Raw genomic sequence first — 26,748 nt, forward strand, 5'->3', positions numbered from 1 at the left:
TCCTGGGGGAGACTTGATGGATCCTGCGGAGCATGCAGGCACGGGCTTGTTCCACCGGGCCGCCGTGGGGCTGGTGTTTCTGGAGGCCAGTGGCCGCATTCATGCGGCCAATGCGCGCCTGGCGGAATGGCTGGGCTGCGCGGCGGATGACTTCGATGGTGTGCGGCTGGCCGAGTGTGTGCCGCAGGGGCAGCACAAGGCGTTGATGGACGCCCTCGCGCGCTCCGGCTCGGCCGAAGTGACCCTGGAGCTTTCGCTCAGGGCGCCGCACGTCGAGGACGCGAGGGCGGTTGCCTGCACGCTTGCGCTGACGCCCGACCCGGACGGGCGGCTCGCCACCGTGCAGCGCCGGGTGCAGGGCGATTCCGCCGGCCAGGTCTACGAACAGACCTTTACCGCCAATACCGCCCCGAAGCTGCTGATCGACCCGGAGGACGGGCGGATCGTGGACGCCAATCCGGCCGCGGCGGCGTTCTACGGCTATTCGGCCGAGGCGCTGAAGGCCATGCACATCCAGGACATCAACACGCTCTCGGCGGACGAGGTGCGTACCGAGATGGAGCGGGCGGCCCGCGAGGAACGTCGCTTCTTCCGTTTTCGCCACCGCATTTGCGGGGGCGAGATTCGTGATGTCGAGGTGTACTCCGGCCCGGTGGTGCTGGACGGGAACCGGTACCTCTACTCGATCATCCATGACGTGTCGGAGGCCCGCCGCTACGAACACGAGCTGGAGTTCTACGGGGTGGCCTTCGGTCGCCTCCCGGTGGGGGTCTACCGCAACACCCCGGGGCTGGAGGGCCGCTTTGTCCGTCTCAATCCGGCCATGGTGGAGCTGTTCGAGGCCGCCACCGAGATCGAGCTGCGCTCGACGCCGGTCCGCGAGCTCTACCGCGATCCGCTCGAGCGCGAGGCGTTCAGTCGCGATCTCGAGGCCTATGGGCGGGTCGTCGGTCGCGAAGTGGATCTGAGGACACTGCGGGGACGGCCCTTCCGTGCCCGGATCACCGCCTACCGGACCGAGGATGCGGATGGCCGGTTCGTGTTCGACGGGGTGATCGAGGATGTCACCGAGCTGCGGGCGGCCGAGGCCTTCCAGACGCGCTTGCTGGGCAGCCTGGCCGAAGGCGTTTTTGGCCTGGATCGCTATGGCCGCTATACCTTCCTGAACCCGACGGCCTGCCGTCTGCTCGGGTTCGAGAGCGAAGGCGATGCCCTCGGGCAGGACGCGCATTCGACCAACCATCACACACTGGTGGACGGGACGCCCTATCCGCCCGAGGCCTGTCCGATCTACCGCGTCCTCGAGACCGGCAAACCGCTGGAGGCCTGGGACGATCACTTCGCGCGTGCCGACGGGACCCTGTTTCCGGTGAGTGTCTTTACCGCACCCACGTTCGACGTATCCGGGCGGGTCGACGGCGCCGTGGTCTCGTTCCAGGACCAGACCGCCCGGCATGAGCGCGAGGCGCGTCTGACCAAGGCGACCAGCCACCTGCCCGGGGCGATCTACCAATACCGCCTGTATCCGGACGGACGCCACGCCTTCCCGTTCGTCAGCGAAGGCGTCCAGCGGGTGTACGGGTTGTCCCCTGACCAGGTCCAGGAGGATGCCGATGCGGCCTTCGCCCGGGTGAACCCCGAGGATCTTCCGCGGATCCAGGTCAGCATCCAGGAGTCGGCGCGCTCGCTGGGGCCCTGGCAGGTGCGTTTCCGCGTCCGCCATCCGTTACGCGGGACGGTCTGGGTCGAGGGCCGCGCGACGCCGCAAGTCCTGCGAACGGACGGCAGCATCGTCTGGCACGGGGTGATGATCGACATTACCGAGCAAGTGGCGATGGAGGGGGCCCTGCGCGAGCGTGGCGAGGAACTGGCCGCGGCGCAGCGCATCGCGCACGTGGGGAGCTGGGTCTGGACGATCCAGGAGGATCGCACGCGCTGGTCGGACGAGGTCTATCGTATCTTCGGCCTGCGGCGGGAGGATTGGGAGGCGAACTATGCGGGCTTCTTGCAGGCCGTGCACCCGGACGACCGGGACCGCGTGGCCGCCACGGTGGAGTCGGCGCTGGAGACCGGGGAGTACGACATTCATTTCCGGGTCCTGCGGCCCGATGGCCGTGAGCGCGTGGTCCACACGCGCGGCGCGGTCGAGCGCGATGCCGGCGGCAAGCCCCGACGCCTGATCGGGACGGTGCAGGACGTGACCGACCGCCGCGCGCTGGAGGAGAACCTGCGCCGGCTGGTCGGCATCCTGGAGTTCACCCCCGATGTGGTCGGCATGCACGGGCCGGACGGGAACATGCTGTTCCTGAATGCGGGCGGGCGTGCATTGTTCGGTCTGCCACCGGCCTCCGGAGAGCCGTGGGACCCCGAAACCGGCTGGAATACCCGAAGCCTGCCGACGGAGGTGGATTCCCTGGAGACCACGGTCCGGCGGTTCCATCCGCCCTGGGCCGCGGACCATATCCTGCAGGAGGCGGTCCCGGTGGCGATGCGCGAGGGCATCTGGCAGGGCGAGACTGTCGTGCTGGATGGCGAAGGCCACGAAGTGCCGGTGTCCCAGGTCATCATGGTTCGCCACGATGGCCAGGGGCAGGTGCGGCAAATCTCGACCATCCTGCGTGATCTCTCGCAACGCAAGGCCGTGGAAGAGGCCCTGCGCGAGAGCGAGGCGCGTTTCCGCCAGCTGGCCGGGTCCGTGAACGAGGTCTTCTGGCTGCAGGACGAGCATTCGATTTTGTACGTCAATCCGGCCTACGAACGGGTCTGGGGGTACAGCCGCGAGCACCTGTACCGCGACCGGACCGAGATGCTGGAGGCCGTGCATCCGGAGGACCGTGCCCGGGTGGAGGCGGTGTTTCTTTCCGGGGCTTTCGGGGACGGAACGGCCGACGAGACCTTTCGAATTCTGCGCCCGGACGGGGAGCAGCGCTGGGTTCGGGTCCGCCGTTACCCGATTGCGGACACAGAGGGTCGGGTGACCCGGGTGGCCGGAACGGCGGTCGACATCACCGCGCTGAAGGCCACCCAGCAAGAGCTGGAACGCAACCAGGCGGAACTCGAGCGTCAGGCCTTCTATGACCGACTGACCGGTGTTGCGAATCGGCGCTATTTCGAAAGCCTGCTGGATCGCGAAGTCGAGCGCGCCGAACGCTACGGACAGGGGTTCTCGCTGGTGATGTTCGACCTCGATCACTTCAAGAAGGTCAACGACACCTATGGTCATGCCGCCGGGGATGTGGTGTTGCAGGAGGTGACCCGCGTGGCGGGCGAACGCCTGCGTGGCGCGGATGTGCTCGGGCGCTGGGGGGGCGAGGAGTTCATGGTCCTGCTTCCGGGCGACCCGGCGGAGGCCGGCGCACGGGTGGCGGAGTTGATCCGGGCGCGGGTGGCCGGGCATGCCTTCCCGGGCGTAGGCAGGGTCACGGTCAGCCTCGGGGTGGCGGCGTTTCACCCCGGCGAGCCCCGCGGAGAGCTGCTGCGGCGGGTCGACGAGGCGCTCTACCGCGCCAAGCGCGAGGGCCGCAACCGGGTGGCCGTGGCGCCGCCGCCCGCCGCATGACGGGGCGCACCGAGGGGAATCCGGGTGGCGCATAGTGGCCGACGCGGTCTGGGCCGGGTGCTGCATGCCTTCGGGTATTCCTGGCGCGGGCTGCGCGAGGCGTATCAGCACGAGTCGGCGTTTCGTCAGGAGCTGGCGTTGCTCGCGGTATTGCTGCCGCTGGCGATCTGGTTGGGCGAGAGCGGGGTGGAGCGGGCTCTGCTGGCCGGCAGTGCCTTGTTGATCCTGGTGGTGGAACTGCTGAACTCGGCGGTGGAGGCGGCAATCGACCGGTTTGGCGACGAACGCCATCCGCTGTCGGCGCGCGCCAAGGACATGGCCTCGGCCGCGGTGCTGGTCAGCTTCCTCCTGGCGGCGCTGGTGTGGGGGCTGATCCTGCTCTGACCGCGGTGGGCATCCGGGCCTTTTCCCTTCGGTTACCCCGGCCGAAGCGAAGCGCAGAGCCGGGATATCCGGCTTCGGGGGCTGTCCCGGCGTGGGAGATCCCGGATAACCGCTACGCGGTTTCCGGGGTGACGGCACAGGAAGGTGGGGCGGCGATGCGCGGCGTCCGGAGGTGGGGCCGCGTGTCCGTCAGGAGCCGTTATGTGCCATGCAGTCGGTGAAGCCGTCCGCCATACCCTGCATCAGCAGGAACCAGGCATCGGGGCCAGGCTCCAGCTCCGCGCCGATTGGATCGAGCATGCCGAGCCGGGTGCCGGTACCCTCGGCCACGGTTTCCGCCAGCGCCGGGCGAAACTGCGGTTCGGTGAACAGGCAGGCGACATCGCCCTGTGCCAGACGGCCGCGTAGTTCGGACAGCCGGCGGGCCCCGGGCATGCGCGAGGGATCGACGCTGATGGAGCCGGCCGCGTTCAGGCCATAGTGCTGCTCGAAGTACTGGTAGGCGTCGTGAAACACCATGAAGCGCTGGTCGCGTACCGGCGCCAGTTGCTCGGCGATCCTGGCGTCCATCTCGTCGATGCGCTGGAGCAGGCCGTCCCGGTTGTCCCGGATCGTTGCGGCCTGTTCCGGATCGAGTTCCGCGAGGCGCTCCGCAAGCTGTTCGACGATGGCCCGTGCGACGCCCGGCGACAGCCACAGGTGGCTGTCGTAATCGCCATGTGCATGCCCGTGCCCGTCGTCATGCGCGGCGTGTCCATGATTATCCGAGCCGTGAGCATCGTGGTCGTGCGCGTCATGGTCGTGTGCGTGGTCCGCGTGTCCGTTGTGATCGTCGTGGGCATGATGGTCATGTCCATGATCGCCGTGATCGCCGTGATCGCCGTGATCGTCATGCCCATGGCCGCCATCGTCGCCGTGGTCATGATGGCCTTCCCATACGCCCCCGGTGCGGCCCTCCAGAAGATCGAGCTCGAGGTCGTGCATCAGGCTGATGACCGTCGCGCGGTCGGCGATCCCGTGCAGCGAGCGCTCCAGAAAGCCCTCGAGCTCCGGACCGACCCAGACCACCAGGTCGGCCTGCTGCAGGCGCCGTGCCTCGGAGGGACGCATGGAATAGCCGTGGGGCGATGCGCTGGCCGGCACCAGCAGTTCCACCTCGTGGGTGTCGCCGGCCAGCGCGGCAACCAGGCTGTGAATCGGTAGAATCGATGCGACGATGCGCGGGCTGTCGGCCTGCGCGGGCATGGCCACCGTCACCAGAAACGCCAGGGCCAGGAGCAGGGCGAGGAAGGTCGGGCGGCGGGCAGCAGAGCGCATGGGCGGATTCTCCATCGGATTCAATAACGTTATAGTATACCAATATGAATCGCGAAACCCCTTCCCCGCACGCGCAACCGGCGACGGACGCCTCGCCGTTGCTGGCCGCCCGCGACGTCTCGCTGGAACGCGGCGGGCGGGTGATCCTGGATCATGTCTCGGTCCAGGTGCGGCCGGCCGAGGTGACCGTGGTGATCGGCCCCAACGGGGCGGGCAAGACCTCGCTGTTGCGAGTGCTGCTGGGACTGTGGAAGCCGGGACAGGGCCGGGTACAACGCCGGCGCGGGCTGCGCATCGGCTACATGCCCCAGCGCCTGCAGATCGAGCCGGTGCTGCCATTGTCGGTGCGGCGTTTCCTGACGCTGCGCCAGCGGGCCCCGGAGGCCGTCCTGCGCGAAGGCCTGGAGCGGGTCGGCGTGCCGCATCTGCTGCACAAGCCGGTGCAGTCGCTCTCCGGCGGCGAGATGCAGCGGGTGCTGCTGGCGCGCGCCCTACTCAATCGGCCGAACCTTCTGGTGCTGGACGAGCCCGCCCAGGGGGTGGATATCGTCGGCCAGGGCGAGGTGTTCAAGCTGATCGATGACATCCGCCACGAGACCGGCTGCGGGGTGCTGATGGTGTCGCACGACCTGCACCTGGTGATGGCCGGGGCCGATGCGGTGATCTGCCTGAACCAGCATGTGTGCTGCACCGGCCGGCCGGAGGAGGTATCGCGGCATCCCGAGTACCAGCGCCTGTTCCCGGAGACGGACATGCAGGGGATCGGCGTCTACCGGCACGATCACGACCACGTGCACGATGTCGCCGGGGATGTACACGAACATCACGCCGGCTGCGGCCATGCCCACCGGCCCGGTCCCGGGGGCGACTCCCGATGATGGATGGCCTGCTCGACGATTTCCTGATTCGTGCGCTGCTGGCGGGGCTGATGGTGGCCGCCGTCGCGGGTCCGCTGGGGGCCTTCGTGGTCTGGCGCCGCATGGCCTATTTCGGCGATACCGTGTCGCATTCGGCGCTGCTGGGCGTCGCCCTCGGGGTACTCCTGGGGCTGAACCTGAACCTGATGGTCACGATCGTGTGCGTGGCCATCGCCATCCTGCTGGTACTGCTGCAGCGGCGGCAGGAACTGGCCTCGGACACCCTGCTCGGGATTCTCGCGCACAGTTCGCTGTCGCTGGGGATCGTCGCCGTTACCTTTATCGAGGGGTTGCGGGTGGATCTGATGGCCTACCTGTTCGGTGACATCCTCGCGGTGGGCACCAACGACTTGATGTCCATCGCGATCGGCGGTGGCGTGGCGTTGCTGCTGCTGATCCTGCTGTGGCGCCCGCTGCTGGCGCTGACCGTGCACGAGGAGCTCGCCCAGGTGGAGGGTGTGCCGGTGCTGCTGGTGCGGCTGGGCCTGATGCTGCTGATCGCACTGGTGATCGCGGCGGCGATGCAGGTGGTCGGCGTGCTGCTGATCACGGCGCTGATGATCATCCCGGCGGCCAGTGCCCGGCGCTTTGCGGCCACCCCCGAGCAGATGGCGATCCTCGCCGGCATCATCGGCATGCTGGCCGTGGGGGCCGGGCTGTGGGGCTCCTTCCAGTACGACACCCCGACCGGCCCGACCATCGTGGTCGCCGCGATGCTGGGCTTCATCCTGGTCCACCTGCTGCCCGGCCGCCTGATACCCCACTTTGGCGGGCGCTGACAACACCTTTCTTCACCACGAAGCGCACGAAGGCACGAAGAACGGGCTAAGGATCCGGGCGATTGTGCACCCTAGGGGGCACAGAGAAAGATTGTTCCTGATTAGCCACGAGGGTCAGCCAGTCAGGGGGATCGTCCAGGGGCGCAAATAGCCCGCCGCAGGTCGCTTTAATCCGGGCCTTTCTGGAATGTCCCCGTCCCCGGCCCCGGCCCCTGTACTGTCATCCCGGCCGCAGCGAAGCGAAGGGCCGGGAACCCCGGCCGCCGTGATCCCGGATAACCGCTACGTGGTTTCCGGGATCACGAAGCAGGAGGGGCGTGGAGCCCTGGGGCGTGTACCACTGCGTTCCAGGGCCACCTTCGGCCGCCGGGTGCTGTACATACCCGGGCCCGCACGGTCCCTGGACGGCGCCGGGTCGCGTTCAGCGGCGGCGTTCGAGGCGTTCGAAGGTGAAGGGGCAGGCGTGGCGTTCGTCGGCTTCGTGGTGCTCGGACCAGACGACGTCCCAGTCCGCGGGGTCGAGGGCGGGGAAGAAGGTGTCGCCGGCATGGCACTCGTGCACCCGGGTCAGGTGCAGCACGTCGGCGCGCGGCAGGGTCTCCGCGAACAGCCCGGCGCCGCCGATCACGAAGGCGGGGCCGGCCTCGATGGTGGCCAGCGCCGCATCCAGATCGCGATAGACCTCGATACCCTCCGCTTGCCAGTCCGCCTGGCGCGTCAGCACCAGGTTGCGGCGTTTCGGCAGCGGGCGCCCGATGGATTCGAAGGTGCGCCTCCCCATGATCATCGGGTGACCGGCAGTCATTCGCTTGAAGTGCTGCAGGTCCTTCGGCAGGTGCCAGGGCAGGTCGTTGTCGCGCCCGATCACGTGATCCGGATCGAGCGCGACCATCAGATGAATCTCGGGCTGGGGCATGGGGACTCCGGTAACGCTCAGATCGCGATGGGGGCCTTGATCGGGGGGTGCGACTGGTAGTCGCGCACCTCGATGTCGTCGAAGGTGAAGGCGAACAGGTCGGTGACGTCCGGGTTCAGGTGCAGGGTTGGTAGCGGCAGCGGTTCGCGCCCGAGCAGTTCTTCGACCTGCTCCTGGTGGTTGCGGTAGAGGTGGGCGTCGCCGAAGGTATGGACGAACTCGCCGGGCTTCAGGCCCACCACCTGCGCGAGCATGTGGGTCAGCAGGGCGTAGCTGGCGATGTTGAACGGCACGCCGAGGAAGACATCCGCGCTGCGCTGGTAGAGCTGGCAGGACAGGCGATCGTCGGCCACGTAGAACTGGAACAGGGTGTGGCAGGGCGCCAGGGCCATGCGTCCGGCCTCCGCGTTCGCCTGCGGCGAGATGGATTCGTCCGGCAGGTCGGCCACGTTCCAGGCGCTGATGATGTGGCGCCGGGAGTGGGGGCGGTTCCTCAGGTTGTCGATCAGTTCGGCAAGCTGGTCGTGGCCGGCCCAGTTGCGCCACTGCGCGCCGTAGACGGGGCCCAGGTCGCCGGCCTCGGTGGCCCACTCGTCCCAGATGCGGACCTTGTGCTCGCGCAGGTAGCCGACATTGGTATCGCCGGCGATGAACCACAGCAGTTCGTGGATTACCGAGCGCAGATGGGTGCGTTTGGTGGTGACCAGCGGGAAGCCGTCGGCCAGGTCGAAGCGCATCTGGTAGCCGAAGACCGAGCGCGTGCCGGTACCGGTGCGGTCCGGACGGTCCGTGCCGTGGTCGCGGATGTGCCGCACCAGGTCCAGGTATTGCTGCATCTCAGGCGGTCTCCGGGGCCGGGCGGGGTGCGGGCAGGGGGTTGCGCCGCGACCAGACGATCAGGGCAACGCCGAACAGGATCACCGGCAGGGTCAGGACCTGTCCCATGGTGAGCCAGTCGAAGGCGAGGTAGCCGAGATGGGCGTCGGGCACGCGCACGAACTCGACCGCGAAACGGAAGCTGCCGTAAAGCGTCAGGAACAGCCCGGAGATCAGTCCGGTACGCCGCGGCTGGCGCGAGACGACCCACAACACCACGAACAGCACGAGCCCTTCGAGAAAGGCCTGGTACAGCTGCGACGGATGACGGGGGATGTAGTCCGCGGCCGGGAAGACCATGGCCCAGGGCAGGTCGGTGGGTTTGCCCCACAGCTCGCCGTTGATCCAGTTGCCGATGCGCCCGGCGCCCAGGCCGATCGGGATCAGGGGGGCGATGAAGTCGGTCAGACGGAAGAACGGCTGGCCGATCTTGCGGGCGTATAGCCAGCAGGTGACCAGCACGCCGGCCAGCCCGCCGTGGAAGGCCATGCCGCCCTCCCAGATGCGGAACAGGCTCAGCGGGTCGGCCAGCGTGGTGTCGAGGTTGTAGAACAGTGCATAGCCGAGCCGCCCGCCGACGACGACCCCGAGTACGCCCCAGAACAGCAGGTCACCGACCTGCCAGGGGTGCAGGGGGTCCCAGTTGCGGCTGCGGGTGCGCCATACGCCCAACGCCCAGAAGGCGACGAAGCCGACCAGGTATGTCAGGCCGTACCAGTACAGGGTCAGTGGGCCGATGGACAGGGCGACGGGGTCGATAAACGGGTGTGTGGGCATGGGCGCTTGCGGATGAAAAACCGGCTGCACATGCTACTCGCCCGGGCCCCGGCATGCACCTGTATGCCGCTAGCCCGATCCACCTGCAAGGAGGCCGCGCGATGAATCGACTGGCCGGGGCCAGCAGCCCGTATCTGCTGCAGCACGCCGACAACCCTGTTGACTGGTATCCCTGGGGCGAGGAGGCGCTGGACCGCGCCCGCCGGGAGGACAAGCCAATCCTGCTCTCGATTGGTTATTCCGCCTGCCACTGGTGCCACGTGATGGCGCACGAATCCTTCGAGGATCCGGCCACCGCCGAGGTGATGAACGCGCGCTTCATCAACATCAAGGTGGACCGCGAGGAGCGCCCGGACCTCGACCGCATCTACCAGAACGCGCACATGCTGCTGTCGCAGCGCCCCGGAGGCTGGCCGCTGACCGTCTTCCTGACCCCGGACCAGGTGCCGTTTTTTGCCGGGACCTACTTCCCGAACACCCCGCGCCACGGCCTGCCATCGTTCGTGGACCTGATGACCCGGGTGTCCGATTTCCTCGCCGAGCACCCCGAGGAGATCCAGCGCCAGAACGACTCGTTGCAGCAGGCACTGGGGCGGATCTACAGCCCGGCCGGTGGCGCGATCCCGGCCCTCAGTGTCATCGACAAGGGGCGCGCCGAACTGGCGAAGACCTTCGACGAGCAGTTCGGCGGTTTCGGGGACGCCCCCAAGTTCCCGCACCCAGCGTCGCTCGAGTGGCTGGCCTGGCACTCGGCGCGCCATGGCGATGCCGAGGCGGAGCGCATGCTGGCCCGTACCCTGGGTGCGATGGCCGCCGGCGGGATCTTCGATCAGGTGGGCGGTGGCTTCTGCCGCTACTCGGTGGATGCCCGCTGGATGATCCCGCACTTCGAGAAGATGCTCTACGACAACGGGCCGTTGCTGGGGCTGTACGCCGAGCGCGCCGCCCACGGCGACGAATGCGCGCGGCGGGTGGTGGAGCCGACGGTCGCCTGGCTGGAGCGCGAGATGCGGGATCCCTCCGGGGCCTTTTATTCGAGCCTGGACGCGGACTCCGAGGGCGAGGAAGGACGCTTCTATGTCTGGGACCCGGAGACGGTCCAGGCGCTCCTGACGGAGGACGAGTGGGCCGTCGCCAGCCGGGTCTGGGGACTCCACGGCCCGGCCAATTTCGAGGGGCGCTGGCATCTGCACGAGGTGGCACCAGCGGCGACCGTCGCGGATGCGCTGGGGATCGACGAAGCGGAGGCGAACACGCGTCTGGACCGGGCCCGCGAACGCCTGCTCGCGGCACGCGAGGACCGGGTGCGACCGCATCGCGACGAGAAGATCCTGGGCGCCTGGAATGCCCTGATGATCGCGGGCCTGGCGCGTGCCGCGCGCGCCCTGGAGCGCCCGGAATGGTTGCGCCTGGCACGCGAGGCGATGACCGCCGTGCGCGAGCGTCTGTGGCGCGACGGCCGGTTGTGCGCCAGCGTGCGCGAGGGGGCGACCGGCGCGATGCCGCGCGCCTACCTGGACGATCACGCCCTGTTGCTGGAGGCCACGCTGGCGCTGCTGGAGGCCGAGTGGGACAGCGACCTGCTGGCCTGGGCCACCACGCTGGCCGACACCCTGCTGGAGGACTTCGAGGACCGCGAACAGGGCGGTTTCTTCTTCACCGCCCGGGATCACGAGGCACTGATCCAGCGCCCGAAGGTCTATGCCGACGATGCCATGGCGGCCGGCAACGGGACCGCCGCTCAGGTATTGCAGAAACTCGGGTTCCTGCTGTCCGAACCCCGCTACCTGGAGGCGGCCGAGCGCACGCTGGCGAACGCCGGCCCGATGGTCGAGCAGGCGCCACTGGGCCACATGAGCCTGCTGACCGCGCTGGACATCCATTACCAGGCGCCGGCCCTGGTCGTGCTGCGGGGGCCAGCCGACGAACTTCCCGCGTGGCAGCAGCGACTGCGGGTGCAGGATGCTCCGGTGTGGACCTTCGCGATTCCCGCGCCGGCCGGCGATCTGCCCGCCGCGCTCGCGGAGAAAGCCGCCCCGGAGACGGGCGTGCGGGCCTATGTCTGTCGCGGGTTGCAGTGCGCGGCCCCGGTGACCGATCCCGTTGCGCTGGAAGGTGCGCTCGACGAGGGTTGAATCGCCCGGACTCGCACCTACGGTAGAATGAGAGCCCGTGTGCAGGAGCCTGCAAGCAGGCTCCTGCGGGGGGTAGTCCGATTCATTGCAAAAGGGAATGTTCGAATGAGCGAGAAGAAGCTGATGGATTTCGTCGCCGAGGCGCGGAAGAACGTGAAGGAGATCGCCCCGGCGGATCTTGCCGAGAAGATGGAGAACGGCGAGGACTGGCTGGTGGTGGATGTGCGCGAGCCCTACGAGTTCGAAAAGATGCACGCGCCGAACTCCATCCTCGTCCCGCGCGGCCTGCTGGAAGGTGCGGCCGATCCCAACACCCCGCACCGCATCGACGCGCTGGTGAACGCCCGCGAGAAGCCGGTGGCCGTGATGTGCGCAACCGGCGGCCGTGCCGCGATGTCCGTGCAGCGACTGCAGGACATGGGCTTTACCAACGTGGTGAACATCGCCGGCGGTATCAAGAGCTGGGAAGGCGAGGACCTGCCGGTGGAATCCGGCGCCTACACGGGCCCGCTGCCGTAGCAGAGGCTGGCCGGGCGGGGGCAGGGGCCTCCGCCCCGAACGGTGCCGTATTCGGGCACGGTTCCGGCGGCGGGTTCATCCGACCGTCATCGTTCCTACACGGGGCGGTCAACCACGCGGCGTAGTCTCCGGGACAGTTCAACCGGAGGTCGCCACCATGAGCGAACCGCAGCTGTCCCCAGCTACACCGATCGCGGCGAACGAAACCGCCTACCGCGTCCACCTCGCGTCCAGCCCGTCGGAGCTCGAGGCGGCCCAGCGCCTGCGCCACGAGGTCTTCGCCGGCGAGATGGGGGCTGCGCTTCCGGATGCTGGATCCGGTCTGGACCGGGATCCCCTGGACCCCTTCTGTCATCACCTGCTGGTGCGCGAACGGCACTCCGGTACGGTGGTTGCCTGCACACGCATCCTCACCGAGGAGAGCGCCAGCACGGCCGGTGGCTTCTACTCGCTGTCCGAATTCGAACTGGGCCCGTTGATGAATCTCCCGGGGAAGACCCTGGAGATCGGCCGCACCTGCGTGCGCGCGGATCATCGTCAGGGGGCCGCGATCAACGCGCTGTGGACCGGCCTGGCGCGGTTCATGAACGCCCATCGTTACGACTACCTGATGGGCTGTGCGAGCCTACCATTGAGCGAGCAGACGCCGGCCCAGCTGGCCTGGCTACGCCTGTTCCATCGAGCCCCGTCACGTCTGCGGGTGACGCCGCGCCGGCCGCTGCCCAATTCCCTGACCATCTGCCATGGCACACCCAGCCGTACCGGGCTGCCGCCGTTGCTGAAAGCCTACCTTCGCCTGGGTGCCCGGGTCTGCGGCGAGGCCTGTTTCGATCCCGATTTCAATGTGGCCGACGTGCTTGTCCTGCTGGATGTGCGCGCCATGCCGGACCGTTACCATCGGCACTTCATGGGCGCTATGACGCCCGCAAGCCGAGGAACGGAGCATGACCGGAACACTGCGGGCACTGGGTAGGCTGATGCGCATCGTGCTGCACATGCTGGCGGGGGTCTGGCTGACCTGGCGGATGGTCCGCCGGGGGGCCGACTTCGCGGAACGCAGCCGCATCCGCCGCGCCTGGTACGACCGCGCGCTGTGGATCGTGGGGGTGCGGCTCCGGATCCATGGCGAGGAACCCCGGCGTACGTCACTGGTGGTGGCCAACCATGTCTCCTGGCTGGATATCCCGCTAATCGGCGCCGCGATGGACACCTGTTTCCTCTCCAAGGCGGAGATCGCACGTTGGCCGATCATCGGCTGGCTCGGCCGTCAGCATGACACCCGCTTCATCGAACGCGGGGCCAATCAGGCGTCGGCCCACTTCGAGGCGATGCGGGCCGGGCTCGACGAGGGCCTGCAGTTCGTGGTGTTCCCGGAAGGCACGACCAGCCGTGGCGAGTTCGTGCGCCGGTTCCACCCGCGACTGTTTGCGGCCGTGGCCGGCACCCAGCACCCGGTACAGCCGGTGGCGCTGGCCTACGAAGGCATGCCGAACGGCCCGGTGCCGGTGTCCTACGCGGAAGACGATCGCCTGATCTCGAATGTCTGGAAGCTGTTGTGTCGGCGCGAGACGCACGTGGAGCTGCATCTTCTGGCACCGCTGGAATCCGCCAACCAGGATCGGCGCAGTCTGGCCGACGGCGCCCGCAGCGCCATTGTCGATGTGCTCGGCCTGCCGGTCGATCCGCCTTCGGGGCGCGCAAGCGCCCGCGCCTCGTAGCGGCGGGCGGGGAGGGGGTTCACCATGTCGTCGCCGCTACACACGGAATCCCGCCGCCCCTCCCGCCCATGTCTGAACCTGGCCCTGGTGACCGAGACCTGGCCACCGGAGGTCAATGGTGTGGCCCATACCCTCGCGCGCCTGGTTGAGGGGATGCGCAGCCGCGGCCATCGCGTGCAGGTGCTGCGTCCGTGCCAGCCGGGCGAATCGAAGGCCGTCGTCGTGGACCCGCTGGAGACGGACGGTTTAATGGAGGAGCGGCCATTGCCGGGGTTGCCGCTTCCGGGCTACAGCGGTTTGCGCATGGGATTGCCGGCTCGCCGGCGCTTGACGGCGCTGTGGACCGAACACCGGCCTGACGCCGTATATGTCGCGACCGAAGGGCCGCTTGGCCACTCGGCCCTGCGCGCGGCACGGTGCCTCGGGATCCCCGTCGCATCGGGGTTTCACACCCATTTCGATGGCTATGCCCGCTACTACGGCGTGGGCTGGCTGACACCTCTGGTGCGGGCCGTCCTGCGCCGTTTCCACAATCGCTGCGACGTAACCCTGGCCCCCACGCAGGCACTGGCCACAAGCCTTGCAGGCCATGGCTTCGAGCGCGTGCGGGTGATGGCGCGCGGCGTGGATACCCGGCACTTCACGCCGGCACGGCGATCCTCGCGCCTGCGTCGGCAATGGGGGCCCGGGCCGGTGGTCCTGTACGTCGGCCGACTGGCGCCAGAGAAGAATCTGGGGCTGGTGGTGGAAGCCTTCCGAACATTGCAGGAGCGCCTGCCCGACGCCCGCCTGGTGCTGGTGGGGGACGGACCCTCCCGTGTCGCGCTTGAGCGGGCACACCCGGACCTGATCTTTACCGGGCAGCAGGTGGGGCAGGCCCTGGCCCAGCACTACGCCAGCGCCGACCTGTTCCTGTTCCCATCCACCTCCGAGACCTTCGGCAACGTGGTGATCGAGGCCATGGCCAGCGGGATCCCGGTGCTGGCCTTCGATACTGCGGCGGCTCACGAGCACGTGATCAGCGGCGTGAGCGGCGCCCGGGTGCGCTTTACCGGCGATGTGACGGCGGATGCCGCAGCCTTTGTCACGGCGGCTGCGGAACTCGCACAGACCCCGGAGGGGTGGAGCGAGATGGGGCGCCACGCCCGGGCGTGCGCCCGTGGGCTTGACTGGGTCGAGGTGGTCGCCGAGTTCGAAACGGTTTGTCTGGAACTGCTAGGAGAGGCGCGCGATGCGAGTCCTGCACTGGATGGATGAGTTCGAGCTGGCGGTCTGCCAGCGGTTCAATCACTACAATCGCCGTCGCGCCGTCAGCGGGTTCTTCGGCTGGATCAGCCGCCTGGGCGATGGGGCCATCTGGTATGCGCTGATGCTTGCCCTGCCACTGATCCATGGGCCGCAGGCGGCCTGGGTCAGTCTGCAGATGGCGGTAGTGGGGCTGGCCTCGCTGCCGCTCTACAAGTGGCTGAAGCGGCGCACCAGCCGGCGTCGTCCCTGCCATCGTGGTCGTCCGTTCGCGCGCACCGTGGATCCGCTGGACGAGTTCAGTTTCCCCTCCGGCCATACGATGCACGCGGTGGGGTTTACGGTGATCCTGGTGGCCTGGTTCCCGGTGTGGGCGTGGCTGGTCGTGCCGTTCGCGGTGCTGGTGGCCGCCTCGCGGCTGGTGCTGGCCCTGCACTACCCGAGCGATGTCGCCATGGGCGCCTTGATCGGCGCAACGGTGGCTGCGACCGTTCTTGGACTGGTCAGCCTGCTCTGACAGCGAACCTGCGTCACCCACTTTGTAATCCCGGAAACCGCGCAGCGGTTATCCGGGATCTGGTTGAACGGCCCGGGGCGTTCCCGGAGATCCCGGCTCTCCGCTTCGTTGCGGCCGGGATGACGGGGAGAGGTTTGCTCCGGCCGGGGGGCGGTGACAGCTTCGCTCCGGCCGGGATGACGAGGAGGGCTTCGCTCCGGCCGGGATGACGAGGAGGGCTTCACTCCGGCCGGGATGGCGGGGCGTTCAGGCCTTTCCGGGGTGATGGCCCACGGAATGCCCCGCCGGCTGTGTCCGGAGGCAGGGCGCGGCGTCAGCCGCGCAGGGCGAGCGCTTCCTCGTTGTAGGCGGCGTCGATGGTGACGATGGTCTTTTCCACCAGGCGGAAGCCCTCGACCGGGGCGTCGTCGCCCATGTACTTCAGGCGGGTCGGGCCGATGGACTTGACCGCCTCGGCCCGTTCCATGGTGGCGTCCGGGCTGTCGGAACCGGCGCCGTCCATCAGGGCGACCAGGACCTCGGCCGCGATGGGGTTGCGGTGGTCTCCGCTGCGCGCCTTTTCCAGTGACGCGGCGGGGTCGCCGTCCAGGAACACGCCGTCCATGTGTTCGTCCAGATACTGCAGCAGTTGACTTAGCGTCATGGTGTAGGTCTCCCGTTGGGTCTCGAAGCGCCGTCATCGCTCGCAGGCGATGACGGCGGCCGGTAATGGTTCAGCCTTGCTGCGCGTAGGTGGCGCGGGCGGCGGACAGCGCACGGCCAGGGGTGACCGCGCCCATGTCGGCCAGCACGGCCTCCAGCGCAGACAGGCACAGCAGCACGTTCTTCTCGTTGGCGCCATGGCCCATCAGGCCGATGCGCCAGACCTTGCCCGCGTACGGGCCGAGTCCCGCGCCGATCTCCAGGCCGTAGCGGTTCAGTAGTTCGCCACGTACCGCGGCCTCGTCGACGCCTTCCGGCACGTGAATGGTGTTCAGCTGCGGCAGGCGATGCTCGGCGTCCACCAGGAAGCTCAGGCCCATGGCCTCGAGTCCGGCGCGCAGGGCAGCGTGATGACGATCGTGGCGCGACCAACTGTTCTCCAGGCCTTCCTCGGCGAGGATCACCAGCGATTCGTGCAGGGCGTACAGGGCGTTGATCGGCGCGGTGTGGTGGTAGGCACGCTTGCCGCCGCCGCCCCAGTAGCCCATGACCAGGTTGAGGTCGAGAAACCAGCTCTGCACCTTGTGGCTGCGTGCCTGGATGCATTCCACCGCGCGTTCGCTGAAGCTGACCGGCGACAGCCCCGGGGTGCAGGACAGGCACTTCTGCGAGCCGGAGTAGATCGCGTCCACGCCCCAGTCGTCCACGTACAGCGGGCTGCCGGCGAGGCCGGTGACCGAGTCGACGATGCTCAGGCAGTCATGCTCGCGGGCCAGGCGGCACAGCGTCTCGACATCCGAGCGCGCCCCGGTCGAGGTCTCGGCGTGCACGAAGGCCAGGATTTTCGCGTCCGGGTTGCCCTTCAGCGCGTCCTCGACCTTCTCGGGGGAGACCGGGGCGCCCCAGTCGTCCTCGATCACCACGGCGGTACCGCCGCAGCGCTCGACGTTCTCCTTCATCCGGGTGCCGAACACGCCGTTGATACAGACGATGACCTTGTCACCCGGTTCGACCAGGTTCACGAAGCAGGTCTCCATGCCGGCGGAACCGGGGGCGGAGACCGGCAGGGTCAGGGCGTTGTTGGTCTGGAAGGCGTACTGCAGCAGGCCCTTCATCTCCTCCATCATGCCGACAAACACCGGGTCCAGATGGCCGATGATCGGGCGGCTCATCGCGGCGAGCACGCGCGGATTCACGTCGGAGGGGCCGGGGCCCATCAGGGTGCGCTGCGGGGGGAGAAAGGATTTTGCCTGCATGGATGCGTCTACCGGATTGGAAAAGGGGGAATCTAGAGTGCTGTCGGGGCTTGGGCAAGCGCCCCTACGCACCGGCGGGAGTTGCGCCGCAGTGGCGTTCGAGCAGTGTGAGCCAGTGCTCGACCGGCGTATCGGTCCCGTACTGCAGGTGCGTCTGGCAGCCGATGTTGGCGGTCACGATGCGCGCGGGGCCGCTGGCCTCGAGGTTGTCCAGCTTGCGCTGGCGCAGACGGCCCGCCATCGCCGGCTGGAGAATGGAATAGGTTCCGGCCGAGCCGCAGCACAGATGCGGCTCGGCGACCGGCACCAGGTGGAAGCCGGCGGCCTGCAGTAGCGGTTCCACGCGGCCGGCCAGGCCCTGGCCATGTTGCAGGGTGCAGGGGGCATGCCAGGCGACGGGCGGGTGATCTGCCGGCGCCCGGATGCCGAGGCTGCGGATGGTCTGGATATCGAACAGCTCGACCGGGTCGCGGACCTGCGCCGTGAAGCGGGCGGCGCGTGCGGCATACGTCGGGTCGTCGGCCAGGATGTGCGCGTAGTCGCGCAGCATCACGCCGCAGCCGCTGGCGGTGCTGACGACGGCGTCCACCCCGTCCGCAAGGATCGACTCCCAGGCGTCGAGGTTGGCCCGGACCCGCTCGCGGGTGCGCTCCGCGAACGCCAGGTGGTGTTCCACCGCGCCGCAGCAGCGGGCCTCGCCGGCCTCGACCACCTCGATGCCAAGGCGCCCGAGCAGGCCCCGGAGTGCGGCGTTGATGCGGGCGTCGATCGCATCGTGCACGCAGCCGCCGAGCAGCAGCACGCGCCCGTGGGGAAAGCCCGCCGGAGTCGCCGCGCCAATGTTGGTTGCACCGGCCCGGGCACCGTGGCGTGCGGGCACGCGGCGCTTCAGGGTGGCGGGCAGCAGTGGGCGGGCCAGGCGGCCCAGCCCCAGGGCTAGACGGAACGGCCAGCGCGCCGGCAGCGCGCGGACCAGCAGGGTGCGCAGCAGCCGGTCGCGCCAGCCGCGCGGGAGGTCTTCCTCGATCACCTCCCGGCCAAAGGCGACCAGGTGGTTGTAATCGACCCCGGAGGGGCAGGTGGTCATGCAGTTGAGACAGGTCAGGCAGCGGTCCAGGTGGGTGCGGGTGGTGGTATTGGCCTCGCCGCTCTCCAGGACCTGCTTGATCTGGTAGATGCGTCCGCGCGGGCCGTCCAGCTCGTCACCCTGTTCCTGATAGGTGGGGCAAGTCGCGTTGCAGAAGCCACAGTGCACGCAGGCACGCAGGGCGTCTTCGGCGATGCGCGCCGCCGGATCATTCTCGAAGCGCGGGTGCAGGCGAGTTTCCATGGCCTCAGCTCGCCGGCACGGTGCGTGGATGAGGGGTGATCAGCGGGGCGAAGAACACGCCGTCAGGGTCCAGGGCGGCGCGGACCTCGCCCTCCAGGCGCGCATGGGCCGGTGCGCGGGGGTGCAGCCAGGCCGCCCCGGCCGGATCGCCGGACCACAGGCGGGCGTGTCCGCCCGCTTGCTCGGTGGCAGCGCGCACTGCGTCCGGGGTGGCCGTGGAGCGCAGCCAGCGCTCGCCGCCGCCCCAGTTGAGCAGCCATTCGCCGGGCAGATCCAGCGGCGGGGTGGCGGGCGGCAGGCTCAGACGCCACAGGCGCTCGTCGCGGGCCATGGGTCGGGTGAGGAAGGGCAGGTGCCGATCGCGCAGTTGCGCCCAGAAGGCCGGGCCGTCGATATCCGGTGCTGCGCCCAGGCGTTCGGCGGCCTCCTGCACGGCCTCCTGGCCACCGCCCAGGCGGATGTGGCCGATACCGTCAGCCCAGGCCAGGCCCGAGAACGGCAGGGCGGTACGGCCCCAGTCGCGCGCCTGCTCGATGAAGGCCGCGGCGGAGCTCTCCTGGCGCAGCCAGGCCTGGTAGGCGGGGGCGGGCAGCAGCTTGAAGCTGACCTCCAGCAGCAGGCCCAGGCTGCCGAGGCTGCCGGCCATCAGCCGCGAGACGTCGAAGCCGGCGACGTTCTTCATCACTTCGCCGCCGAAGCGCAGGATCTCGCCGCGACCGTTGACGATGCGGGTGCCAAGCACGGCGTCGCGCAGGCTGGCGGTCCAGGGGCGGCGTGCGCCGGACAGGCCCAGGGCCACCATGCCGCCCACGGTGCTGGACGGCGTGGGCATGGCCGGTTCGAAGGGCAGCATCATGTCCACTTCTTCCAGCGCGGCCTGCAGTTCCATCACCGGCGTGCCGGCGCGCACGGTCACCACCAGCTCGCTGGGTGCGAGGTTGACGATGCCGTGATGGCCGCTGGCCTCCAGTGGCTGGACATCCGGTTCGAAGCCCGTGGGGAAGGCACGCGCGCGCTGACTGCCGCCGCCGGCGATCGCCAGGCGGTGCCCGGCGGCGACGGCCGTTCGGATGCGCTCGGCCAGCCCGGCGGACTGGTCGGTTCCAGTATCCATAGGTGTGCTCGCGAAGCTGGGGACTAGCCAGTCTCGAGGGTCAGGCGCACGCGCTCCAGACGATGGCGTACCTCGCCGGCCAGGTCTTCGACACCGGGTTTGTCGACCAGACCCATGACCGCGACCGGGTCCATGAAGCCGACCGTGCAGGTGCCGTTCTCGTTGTCCTGCACCAGCACGTTGCAGGGCAGCAGAAGGCCGATGTTGGGGTCGGCTTCGACGGCCTGGCGTGCAAGGTTCGGGTTGCAGGCGCCGAGGATGCGGTAGGGGCGATGCTCCAGATCCAGTTTCTTCTTGAAGGCCGCAGCGACGTCGATATCGCTGAGGATGCCGAAGCCCTCCTCGCCGAGGGCGGCCGTGGTCTGCGCGATCACGTCCTCGATGCCGCCCTTCACGATGACATTGAAGCCGTAGTTGGGTTGTTCCATTGCGGTGTACTCCGATTGCGGTTCGTGGTTACGCCGAAAGGGCGGGGGTGTCGGCGGAAGGGCCGCGCCCCGGCGGTTCCGCGCGTCGGCGCTGATTCCAGACTACCAGCAGTCCCAGCGCCAGGGCCGGAAGGTAGAACCAGTATGGGCTGGGGCGCTCGGTCGGCACCAGTACGCCGGTGATGGTCCAGCCACCCTCCAACCCTACGCGGCCGGCCGGGCTGCCGAAAGCGACCGTCTGGATCTGTGCCTTCTGGTCGTCCGGGTCGAAGCGCACGTCCAGCCCGGCGTCGGCCAGACGCTCGCGCGGGGCCAGATCGGGGTCGCCCAGGGGGAACATCACCGTGCGGGTGATCTCGCGGCCCTCCAGGTCGATGCCGGTGGCCTCCAGGCGCAGCGAGTCGCGGTCCGGGATGGTCTCGACGACCTCGAGCAGGGTCTCCGCCGGCTGGTGCTGATAGGGAGCCGCGATGCGGTCCATCAGCACGGTCGGGACCAGCAGCACGAAGGCGACTGCCATCAACGCGGCGGACTCCCAGTAGCGGCTGCGGGTCAGGAACCAGCCCTGGGTGGCCGCGGTAAAGGCGAGGATGCCGGCCAGCGAGCCGAGGAAGACCAGCGCCAGCTGGAACACGTTGTCCACCCCGATCAACAGCAACTGGCTGTTGAAGATGAAGAAGAACGGCAACGCGATGGTGCGCAGGCTGTAGGCGAAGGCCTGGATCCCGGTGCGAATCGGGTCGGCCTTCGCGATCGCCGCGCCGGCAAAAGAGGCCAGGCCCACCGGTGGCGTCACGTCGGCCATGATGCCGAAATAGAACACGAACAGGTGGGCCGCGATCAGCGGGATCAGGATGTCGTGCTGGGCCCCCAGATCGACGATGATCGGGGCCATCAGGGTCGCCACAATGATGTAGTTCGCGGTGGTCGGCAGGCCCAGGCCAAGGACCAGGCTGATCACCGCGGTCAGTACCAGCACCAGCAGCAGGTTGCCGCCGGACAGGGTATCCACCAGGTCGGTCAGCACCAGGCCGACGCCGGTCATCGCCACCGTGCCGACGATGATCCCGGCCGCGGCGGTGGCCAGGCCGATACCGATCATGTTGCGCGCGCCGGTCTCGAAGCCCTGGAACAGTTCCCAGACCCCAACCCACGCGGCTTGCAGGAGACGCCCCTGGCGCCGGAACAGGGCCACCAGCGGGCGCTGGGTCAGCACGATGAAGATCATGAACGCCACCGCCCAGAACGCCGCCAGCCCCGGCGACAGGCGTTCGACCACCAGCGCCCAGACCAGCACCACCAGCGGCAGCAGGTAGTGCAGCCCGCTCAGGACCGTGGGGGCGACCCGCGGCAGCGGGCGCTCGGTATCCAGGGCCTCGGGGTCCGGCTCGCGCGCGACGATCCAGACCAGTACCAGGTAGGTGGCGAACAACAGGCCGGCGATGATCCAGGCCGCGGCGTCGCCGGCGACGATCTTGATCCAGCCCAGTCCCCAGTACACCGCACCCGCCAGGATGATCAGGCTGGCCACGGTCAAGGCGAAGCTGATCAGGCGCCCGCGCCAGGTCGTCACGGTGGCGCGCTGGAGGCCCTCCATGCCGTTCTTGCAGGCCTCCAGGTGGACGATGTAGATCAGTGCGATATAGGCGATCAGCGCCGGCAGGATCGCGTGCTTGAGCACCTCGACATAAGGGATGCCGACGTACTCGACCATCAGGAACGCGGCGGCGCCCATCACCGGCGGCATCAGCTGGCCATTCACCGAACTGGCGACCTCTACCGCGCCGGCCTTGTGCGGGGCAAAGCCGACCCGCTTCATCAGCGGTACGGTGAAGGTGCCGGTGGTGACCACGTTGGCGATCGACGAGCCGGAGACCACGCCGGTCATCCCGGAGGCCAGCACCGCCGCCTTGGCCGGGCCGCCGCGCAGGTGCCCGAGCAGGGCGAAGGCGACGCGGATGAAGTAGTCGCCGGCCCCGGCGCGCTCCAGCAATGCACCGAACAGTACGAACAGGAAGACGAAGCTGGTGGAGACGCCCAGCGCGATGCCGAATACACCCTCGTTGGACAGCCACTGCTGGGCCATCGCGCGCGGGTAACTGGCGCCGCGATGGGCGATCAGGTCCGGCATCAGCGGCCCGGCAAAGGTATAGAACAGGAAGATCGCGGCGATGATGGTCAGCGCCGGGCCGAGCACCCGGCGGGTGGCCTCCAGCAGCAGGATCAGCCCGATCCCGGCCATGATCAGGTCCACCTCGGTGGGGGCGCCGGGGCGTGTCGCCAGCGCCTCGTGGAACAGGTACAGATACAGGGCGCTGAAGGCCGCGACCACGGCGAACACCCAGTCGCCAAGGGGCACGCGATGCACGGGGTCGTTTCCGCGCAGGAGTGGCCAGGCGACCACCACCAGGGCGATGCCGAGCGCCAGGTAGACCTCGCCCAGGCGTTCCAGGCCGAGCAACTGCCACAGCCCCAGCGCGATCAGGGCCAGCCCGCCCAGGGCATAGAGGATGCCGATGGCGTGTTGCCAGCCTTTGCCGCGGGCGGTGGCGCGGACCGCCGGGAACAGCAGGTAGCCGAGGAAGATGGCGAACGCCAGGTGGATCGAGCGGGCCTCGGTCTCGGAGACCACGAAGACGTCCACCCAGTCGGCGATCGGCGATGCGATCCAGATCTGGAACAGCGACCAGGCCACGGCCGTGAGCCAGATCAGGCTGCGGGTGGCGCGGCCGGGATGGCGTCCGCCGGTTTCCAGCTCCCCGATGGAGGCGTCATCGGGGGCGGAAGTCTCCGGGCTTTGCGTTCGGCTATCAGTCATCGATCAGCCCCGCTTCACGGAAGTAGCGTCGGGCACCGGGGTGGAGGGGTGCGGACAGGCCCTCGTCCACCATGCCCTCGCGTTCGAGGCCACTGAAGGCCGGGTGCAGGCCGCGGAAGGTCTCGAAGTTCTCGAACACCGCGCGGGTCAGCTCGTAGGCGGCGTTGTTCGAGGTGCGGTTGGAGGTGACCAGGGTGGCGCCCACGCCGTAGGTGTGGATGTCCTGGTCCTGCCCCGGGTAGGTGTCCGCGGGGATCACGGCCGTCAGGTAATACGGGGTCGAGCGGATTAGTGCGTCGATGGCCGGGCCCTCCAGCGAGATCAGTCGGGCATCGCAGGTGGCGATGGGCTCCTGGATCGCCGCGGAGGGATGTCCCACCGAGAACACGAAGGCATCAATGCGGTTGTCGCACAGGGCCTGGGCCTGTTCGCGCGAGGGCAGTTCGCTGACCCGGCGGAAGGTGTTGTGGTCCCAGCCCAGCGTGTCCATCAGCTGTTCCATCAGGGTGCGCTGGCCGGAGCCGGGATTGCCGATGTTCACCCGCTTGCCCGGCAGGTCGTCCAGGCCCGCGATGTCCGCGTCCGGGCGCACCACCAGGGTCAGCGGCTCGGGGTGCAGGCTGAACATCGCGCGCAGGTGGTCGGCGGGCCCGAAGGCCTCGAAGCGGCCGCTGCCATGATAGGCGTGGTACTGAAGATCCGACTGGGCCACGCCGAAGTCCATGTCGCCGGAACGCACCATGTTCAGGTTGAATACCGAACCGCCCGTACTCTCCGCGGTACAGCGCATCCCGTGGCTGTCGCGGCGGGTGTTGAACAGCCGGCACAGGTGCTGGCCGGCCGGGTAGTACACGCCGGTGACGCCGCCGGTGCCGATGTTGATGAAGCGTTGTTCCGCCTGGGCCAGGGGTGCGAGCAGCAACAGGCCGAGGGCAAGCAGCCCAACGGTCAGGTGCCGGGTGCGGCGTCTCGCGGTGCGGTGGTCGGGTCGTCCTCGCATACGGGCTCCGGGGAACAGGCGATTTCGGAAGTGTAGGGAATCGCGTGCCAATGTACACGGTCGCAGCCGGCTGCCAGGGCCGCCTGCATGTAGCCCCGCCGTCGGGCAGGGCGTAGTGTAGGAGGTTCACCCCAAGAGGCCCCGTTCATGTGGCTCGAGACCCGTTGTGACTTCGAGTTCGAGATCGTCGAACCCACGCCGTTTGTGCTGATGCTGCGACCGCGCAGTGGCCCGCTGCAATGGGTCGCGCGCGAGGAATATCGCCTGGTGCCGACGGCGCCGGTGTCCGAGTTCGTCGACATCTACGGCAACCTCTGCCAGCGCCTGATCGCGCCGCCAGGGACGTTCTTCATCCATACCGCGGCGGAGGTGCAGACGGCCGAGGCCCTCGACCGGGCCCCGGGCGCACCGTTTGTCGAGGTGCAGTCCCTGCCGGATGCCGTACTGAGTTATCTCCTGCCGAGCCGATTTTGCGAATCGGATCGCTTCAACCTGATGGCGACCGAAATTACTGCCGGCCAGTGGCTGGGTTACGACCAGGTGGCGGCCATCGAGCAGTGGCTGCGCGAGCGCATCGAATATCTCCCGGGGACCAGCGATATCCCGATCTCGGCCGCGGAGGTGAATCAGCGCGGGAGCGGGGTGTGTCGCGACCTGGCGCATCTCGGGATTGCACTGTGCCGCAGTCTCAGTATCCCGGCGCGCATGGTGGTCGGGTACCTGCACGGCCTGCAGCCGATGGACATGCATGCCTGGTTCGAGGCCTTCGTCGGGGGGCGCTGGTACACCTTTGATGCGACCCAGGCCGAGTTGCGGGGTGGCTACGTGGTCGTGGGCTATGGCCGTGATGCGGCCGATGTGGCGGTCTACAACCAGTTCGGCCTGCCGGTATACCCGACCCGCCACGACGTCGACGTCCGTCGAATCGAAGGGCCGAACTAAGGCGTTGGAGCAAGCGCACGCGGCCCGTTTTCCGGATGAGCGGAAGGGGTTTGTGCCACTGGTCTTCCCGGGGTGTGGCCGGGCATCAAAGTGCCTGATCGGATTTGTGAAACACCGGTCTTGGAAGGGGGCTCGGTGGTCCGCAGCGGCCGTGTCGGGAGACGTCCGGCCTGAAAAGAAGGGCCGGATGGCGTATGATTGGCGGCCTTTTTGCGGCAGCGCCCCAAGTAGCTGGCGCGCCGAAATCCGCTGAATCCAACGCTTTGAACGGGAGACCCGAATGTTTTCGATCGACATGAGTATCCACGGCTACGACGACGACCTCTGGAATGCCATCCGCGACGAGTCGCAGCGTCAGGAAGAGCACATCGAGCTGATCGCGTCGGAAAACTACACCAGCCCGCGCGTGATGGAAGCGCAGGGTTCGGTGCTGACCAACAAGTACGCCGAGGGCTACCCGGGCAAGCGCTACTATGGCGGTTGCGAGCACGTCGACGTGGTTGAGCAGCTGGCCATCGATCGCCTGAAGCAGCTCTACGGCGCCGACTACGCCAACGTGCAGCCGCATTCCGGCTCCCAGGCCAACGCCGCGGTGTACATGGCCCTGCTGCAGCCGCATGACACCGTCCTGGGCATGAGCCTGGACGCCGGCGGCCACCTGACCCACGGTGCCAAGCCGAACTTCTCCGGCAAGATCTACAACGCGGTGCAGTACGGCATCACCGACGAGGGCCTGATCGACTACGACGAGGTCCAGCGCCTGGCCACCGAGCACCAGCCGAAGATGATCGTCGCCGGCTTTTCCGCCTATTCGCGCGTGGTCGACTGGAAGCGCTTCCGCGAGATCGCGGATAGCGTCGGTGCCTACCTGATGGTCGACATGGCCCACGTCTCCGGCTTGATCGCCGCCGGCGAGTACCCCAACCCGATCGACCACGCCCATGTGGTCACCTCCACCACGCACAAGTCCCTGCGCGGGCCGCGTGGCGGCTTCATCATCTCCAAGGGGCAGCCGGAACTGAACAAGAAGTTCCAGTCGCTGATCTTCCCGGGCACCCAGGGTGGTCCGCTGATGCACGTGATCGCCGGCAAGGCGGTGGCGTTCAAGGAGGCCCTGGAGCCGGAATTCAAGACCTACCAGAAGCAGGTGATCGCCAACGCCCGCGCGATGGCCGAGGTGCTGGTGGAGCGTGGCTTCGATATCGTCTCCGGCGGTACCGACAACCACCTGTTCCTGCTGAGCCTGGTCGCCAAGGGCATGACCGGCAAGGCCGCGGATGCCGCGCTGGGCCGTGCCAACATCACGGTCAACAAGAACGCCGTGCCGAACGATCCGCAGTCCCCGTTCGTGACCTCCGGCATTCGCATCGGCACCGCTGCGCTGACCACTCGCGGCTTCACCGAGTCCGAGTCCCGCGAGCTGGCCGGCTGGATCGCCGACGTGCTGGATGATCACGAGAACGAGCAGGTGATCGACGCGACCCGCGAGAAGGTCCTCGAGATCTGCCGTCGCTTCCCGGTGTACGGTCACGGCGAATAACCACCGCCAGTTGGCCGGC

23 protein-coding genes are annotated in these 26,748 nt (G+C 68.3%); 12 read left to right on the plus strand and 11 right to left on the minus strand.

The features are described 5' to 3' along the window. Positions 1–16 precede the first annotated feature (16 nt). Entirely contained in the window at positions 17–3,559 is a 3,543-nt protein-coding gene (locus B0684_RS05320; RefSeq protein WP_018650376.1) for a PAS domain S-box protein, read from the plus strand. Positions 3,560–3,583: 24 nt separating this feature from the next. Then, positions 3,584–3,943 (plus strand): diacylglycerol kinase, encoded by a 360-nt coding sequence (locus B0684_RS05325; protein WP_018176397.1) that lies wholly within the window; start codon positions 3,584–3,586, stop codon positions 3,941–3,943. Between the two features lie 189 nt (positions 3,944–4,132). On the opposite strand, the gene B0684_RS05330 is transcribed toward B0684_RS05325, so the two are convergent. Beyond that, on the minus strand, positions 4,133–5,260 hold the full coding sequence (locus B0684_RS05330; protein ID WP_018650375.1) for a zinc ABC transporter substrate-binding protein ZnuA: 1,128 nt from the start codon (positions 5,258–5,260) through the stop codon (positions 4,133–4,135). A 44-nt stretch (positions 5,261–5,304) separates the two neighbouring features. Here B0684_RS05330 and znuC point away from each other — a divergent pair, with 44 nt between their 5' ends. Then, positions 5,305–6,138 carry a zinc ABC transporter ATP-binding protein ZnuC gene (gene znuC, locus B0684_RS05335; RefSeq protein ID WP_018146126.1) on the plus strand — a complete coding sequence of 278 codons (834 nt, stop codon included), beginning with the start codon at positions 5,305–5,307 and terminating at the stop codon, positions 6,136–6,138. Further along, the gene (gene znuB / locus B0684_RS05340; RefSeq protein ID WP_026287963.1) at positions 6,135–6,956 is read left to right on the plus strand and encodes a zinc ABC transporter permease subunit ZnuB; all 822 of its coding nucleotides are present in this window, start codon (positions 6,135–6,137) and stop codon (positions 6,954–6,956) included. Before znuC ends, znuB begins: the two co-directional genes overlap by 4 nt. Positions 6,957–7,377: 421 nt before the next feature. On the opposite strand, the gene B0684_RS05345 is transcribed toward znuB, so the two are convergent. Genes B0684_RS05345 through lgt form a run of 3 tightly spaced genes read right to left on the minus strand, consistent with a single transcriptional unit; the run spans position 7,378 to position 9,525 of the window. Next, the gene (locus tag B0684_RS05345; RefSeq protein ID WP_018176394.1) at positions 7,378–7,872 is read right to left on the minus strand and encodes a dihydrofolate reductase; all 495 of its coding nucleotides are present in this window, start codon (positions 7,870–7,872) and stop codon (positions 7,378–7,380) included. Between the two features lie 17 nt (positions 7,873–7,889). Then, positions 7,890–8,708: a thymidylate synthase gene (locus B0684_RS05350; protein ID WP_018176393.1), complete on the minus strand. Its 819-nt coding sequence runs from the start codon at positions 8,706–8,708 to the stop codon at positions 7,890–7,892. A 1-nt stretch (position 8,709) separates the two neighbouring features. Then, positions 8,710–9,525 (minus strand): prolipoprotein diacylglyceryl transferase, encoded by an 816-nt coding sequence (gene lgt / locus B0684_RS05355; RefSeq protein WP_018146122.1) that lies wholly within the window; start codon positions 9,523–9,525, stop codon positions 8,710–8,712. Positions 9,526–9,626: 101 nt separating this feature from the next. Between lgt and B0684_RS05360 the strand changes: the two genes are divergently transcribed. The 6 genes from B0684_RS05360 to B0684_RS05385 all read left to right on the plus strand — a co-directional run bounded on the left by B0684_RS05360 (position 9,627) and on the right by B0684_RS05385 (position 15,659). After that, positions 9,627–11,660 (plus strand): thioredoxin domain-containing protein, encoded by a 2,034-nt coding sequence (locus tag B0684_RS05360; RefSeq protein ID WP_018176392.1) that lies wholly within the window; start codon positions 9,627–9,629, stop codon positions 11,658–11,660. 105 nt (positions 11,661–11,765) lie between these two features. Next, the gene (locus B0684_RS05365; RefSeq protein ID WP_018146120.1) at positions 11,766–12,179 is read left to right on the plus strand and encodes a rhodanese-like domain-containing protein; all 414 of its coding nucleotides are present in this window, start codon (positions 11,766–11,768) and stop codon (positions 12,177–12,179) included. 157 nt (positions 12,180–12,336) lie between these two features. Then, complete coding sequence (locus B0684_RS05370) at positions 12,337–13,152, plus strand: GNAT family N-acetyltransferase (RefSeq protein ID WP_018169385.1); 816 nt, start codon at positions 12,337–12,339, stop codon at positions 13,150–13,152. Positions 13,153–13,156: 4 nt separating this feature from the next. Next, a complete protein-coding gene (locus tag B0684_RS05375; RefSeq protein ID WP_018169386.1) occupies positions 13,157–13,897 on the plus strand; it encodes a lysophospholipid acyltransferase family protein in 741 nt (246 codons plus the stop codon). Positions 13,898–13,921: 24 nt separating this feature from the next. Next, the gene (locus B0684_RS05380) at positions 13,922–15,154 is read left to right on the plus strand and encodes a glycosyltransferase family 4 protein (protein ID WP_018169387.1); all 1,233 of its coding nucleotides are present in this window, start codon (positions 13,922–13,924) and stop codon (positions 15,152–15,154) included. Next, positions 15,129–15,659, plus strand: a complete 531-nt coding sequence (locus B0684_RS05385) for a phosphatase PAP2 family protein (protein ID WP_018176389.1) — start codon at positions 15,129–15,131, stop codon at positions 15,657–15,659. Before B0684_RS05380 ends, B0684_RS05385 begins: the two co-directional genes overlap by 26 nt. 313 nt (positions 15,660–15,972) lie before the next feature. Here the strand turns inward: B0684_RS05385 and B0684_RS05390 are convergent, their stop codons facing one another. The 7 genes from B0684_RS05390 to B0684_RS05420 form a co-directional block, all read right to left on the minus strand. Then, positions 15,973–16,302: a hypothetical protein gene (locus tag B0684_RS05390; RefSeq protein WP_018169389.1), complete on the minus strand. Its 330-nt coding sequence runs from the start codon at positions 16,300–16,302 to the stop codon at positions 15,973–15,975. Positions 16,303–16,372: 70 nt separating this feature from the next. Next, positions 16,373–17,557: a pyridoxal-phosphate-dependent aminotransferase family protein gene (locus tag B0684_RS05395; protein ID WP_018169390.1), complete on the minus strand. Its 1,185-nt coding sequence runs from the start codon at positions 17,555–17,557 to the stop codon at positions 16,373–16,375. 64 nt (positions 17,558–17,621) lie between these two features. Continuing rightward, a complete protein-coding gene (glcF, locus tag B0684_RS05400; RefSeq protein ID WP_018169391.1) occupies positions 17,622–18,887 on the minus strand; it encodes a glycolate oxidase subunit GlcF in 1,266 nt (421 codons plus the stop codon). Positions 18,888–18,891: 4 nt separating this feature from the next. Continuing rightward, the gene (glcE, locus tag B0684_RS05405; protein ID WP_018169392.1) at positions 18,892–20,001 is read right to left on the minus strand and encodes a glycolate oxidase subunit GlcE; all 1,110 of its coding nucleotides are present in this window, start codon (positions 19,999–20,001) and stop codon (positions 18,892–18,894) included. A 23-nt stretch (positions 20,002–20,024) separates the two neighbouring features. Then, positions 20,025–20,429: a DUF302 domain-containing protein gene (locus tag B0684_RS05410; protein ID WP_018146111.1), complete on the minus strand. Its 405-nt coding sequence runs from the start codon at positions 20,427–20,429 to the stop codon at positions 20,025–20,027. Between the two features lie 28 nt (positions 20,430–20,457). After that, positions 20,458–23,247 (minus strand): TRAP transporter permease, encoded by a 2,790-nt coding sequence (locus B0684_RS05415; RefSeq protein ID WP_018650372.1) that lies wholly within the window; start codon positions 23,245–23,247, stop codon positions 20,458–20,460. After that, the gene (locus B0684_RS05420) at positions 23,240–24,247 is read right to left on the minus strand and encodes a TAXI family TRAP transporter solute-binding subunit (protein ID WP_018650371.1); all 1,008 of its coding nucleotides are present in this window, start codon (positions 24,245–24,247) and stop codon (positions 23,240–23,242) included. Before B0684_RS05420 ends, B0684_RS05415 begins: the two co-directional genes overlap by 8 nt. Positions 24,248–24,394: 147 nt before the next feature. Between B0684_RS05420 and B0684_RS05425 the strand changes: the two genes are divergently transcribed. Continuing rightward, complete coding sequence (locus B0684_RS05425) at positions 24,395–25,189, plus strand: transglutaminase-like domain-containing protein (protein WP_018176384.1); 795 nt, start codon at positions 24,395–24,397, stop codon at positions 25,187–25,189. Between the two features lie 280 nt (positions 25,190–25,469). Next, positions 25,470–26,729: a serine hydroxymethyltransferase gene (glyA, locus tag B0684_RS05430; protein ID WP_018169395.1), complete on the plus strand. Its 1,260-nt coding sequence runs from the start codon at positions 25,470–25,472 to the stop codon at positions 26,727–26,729. The last annotated feature ends 19 nt before the right edge of the window (positions 26,730–26,748 follow it).

The sequence above is a fragment of the Thioalkalivibrio versutus genome, assembly GCF_001999325.1.
Taxonomy (GTDB): Bacteria; Pseudomonadota; Gammaproteobacteria; order Ectothiorhodospirales; family Ectothiorhodospiraceae; genus Thioalkalivibrio; species Thioalkalivibrio versutus.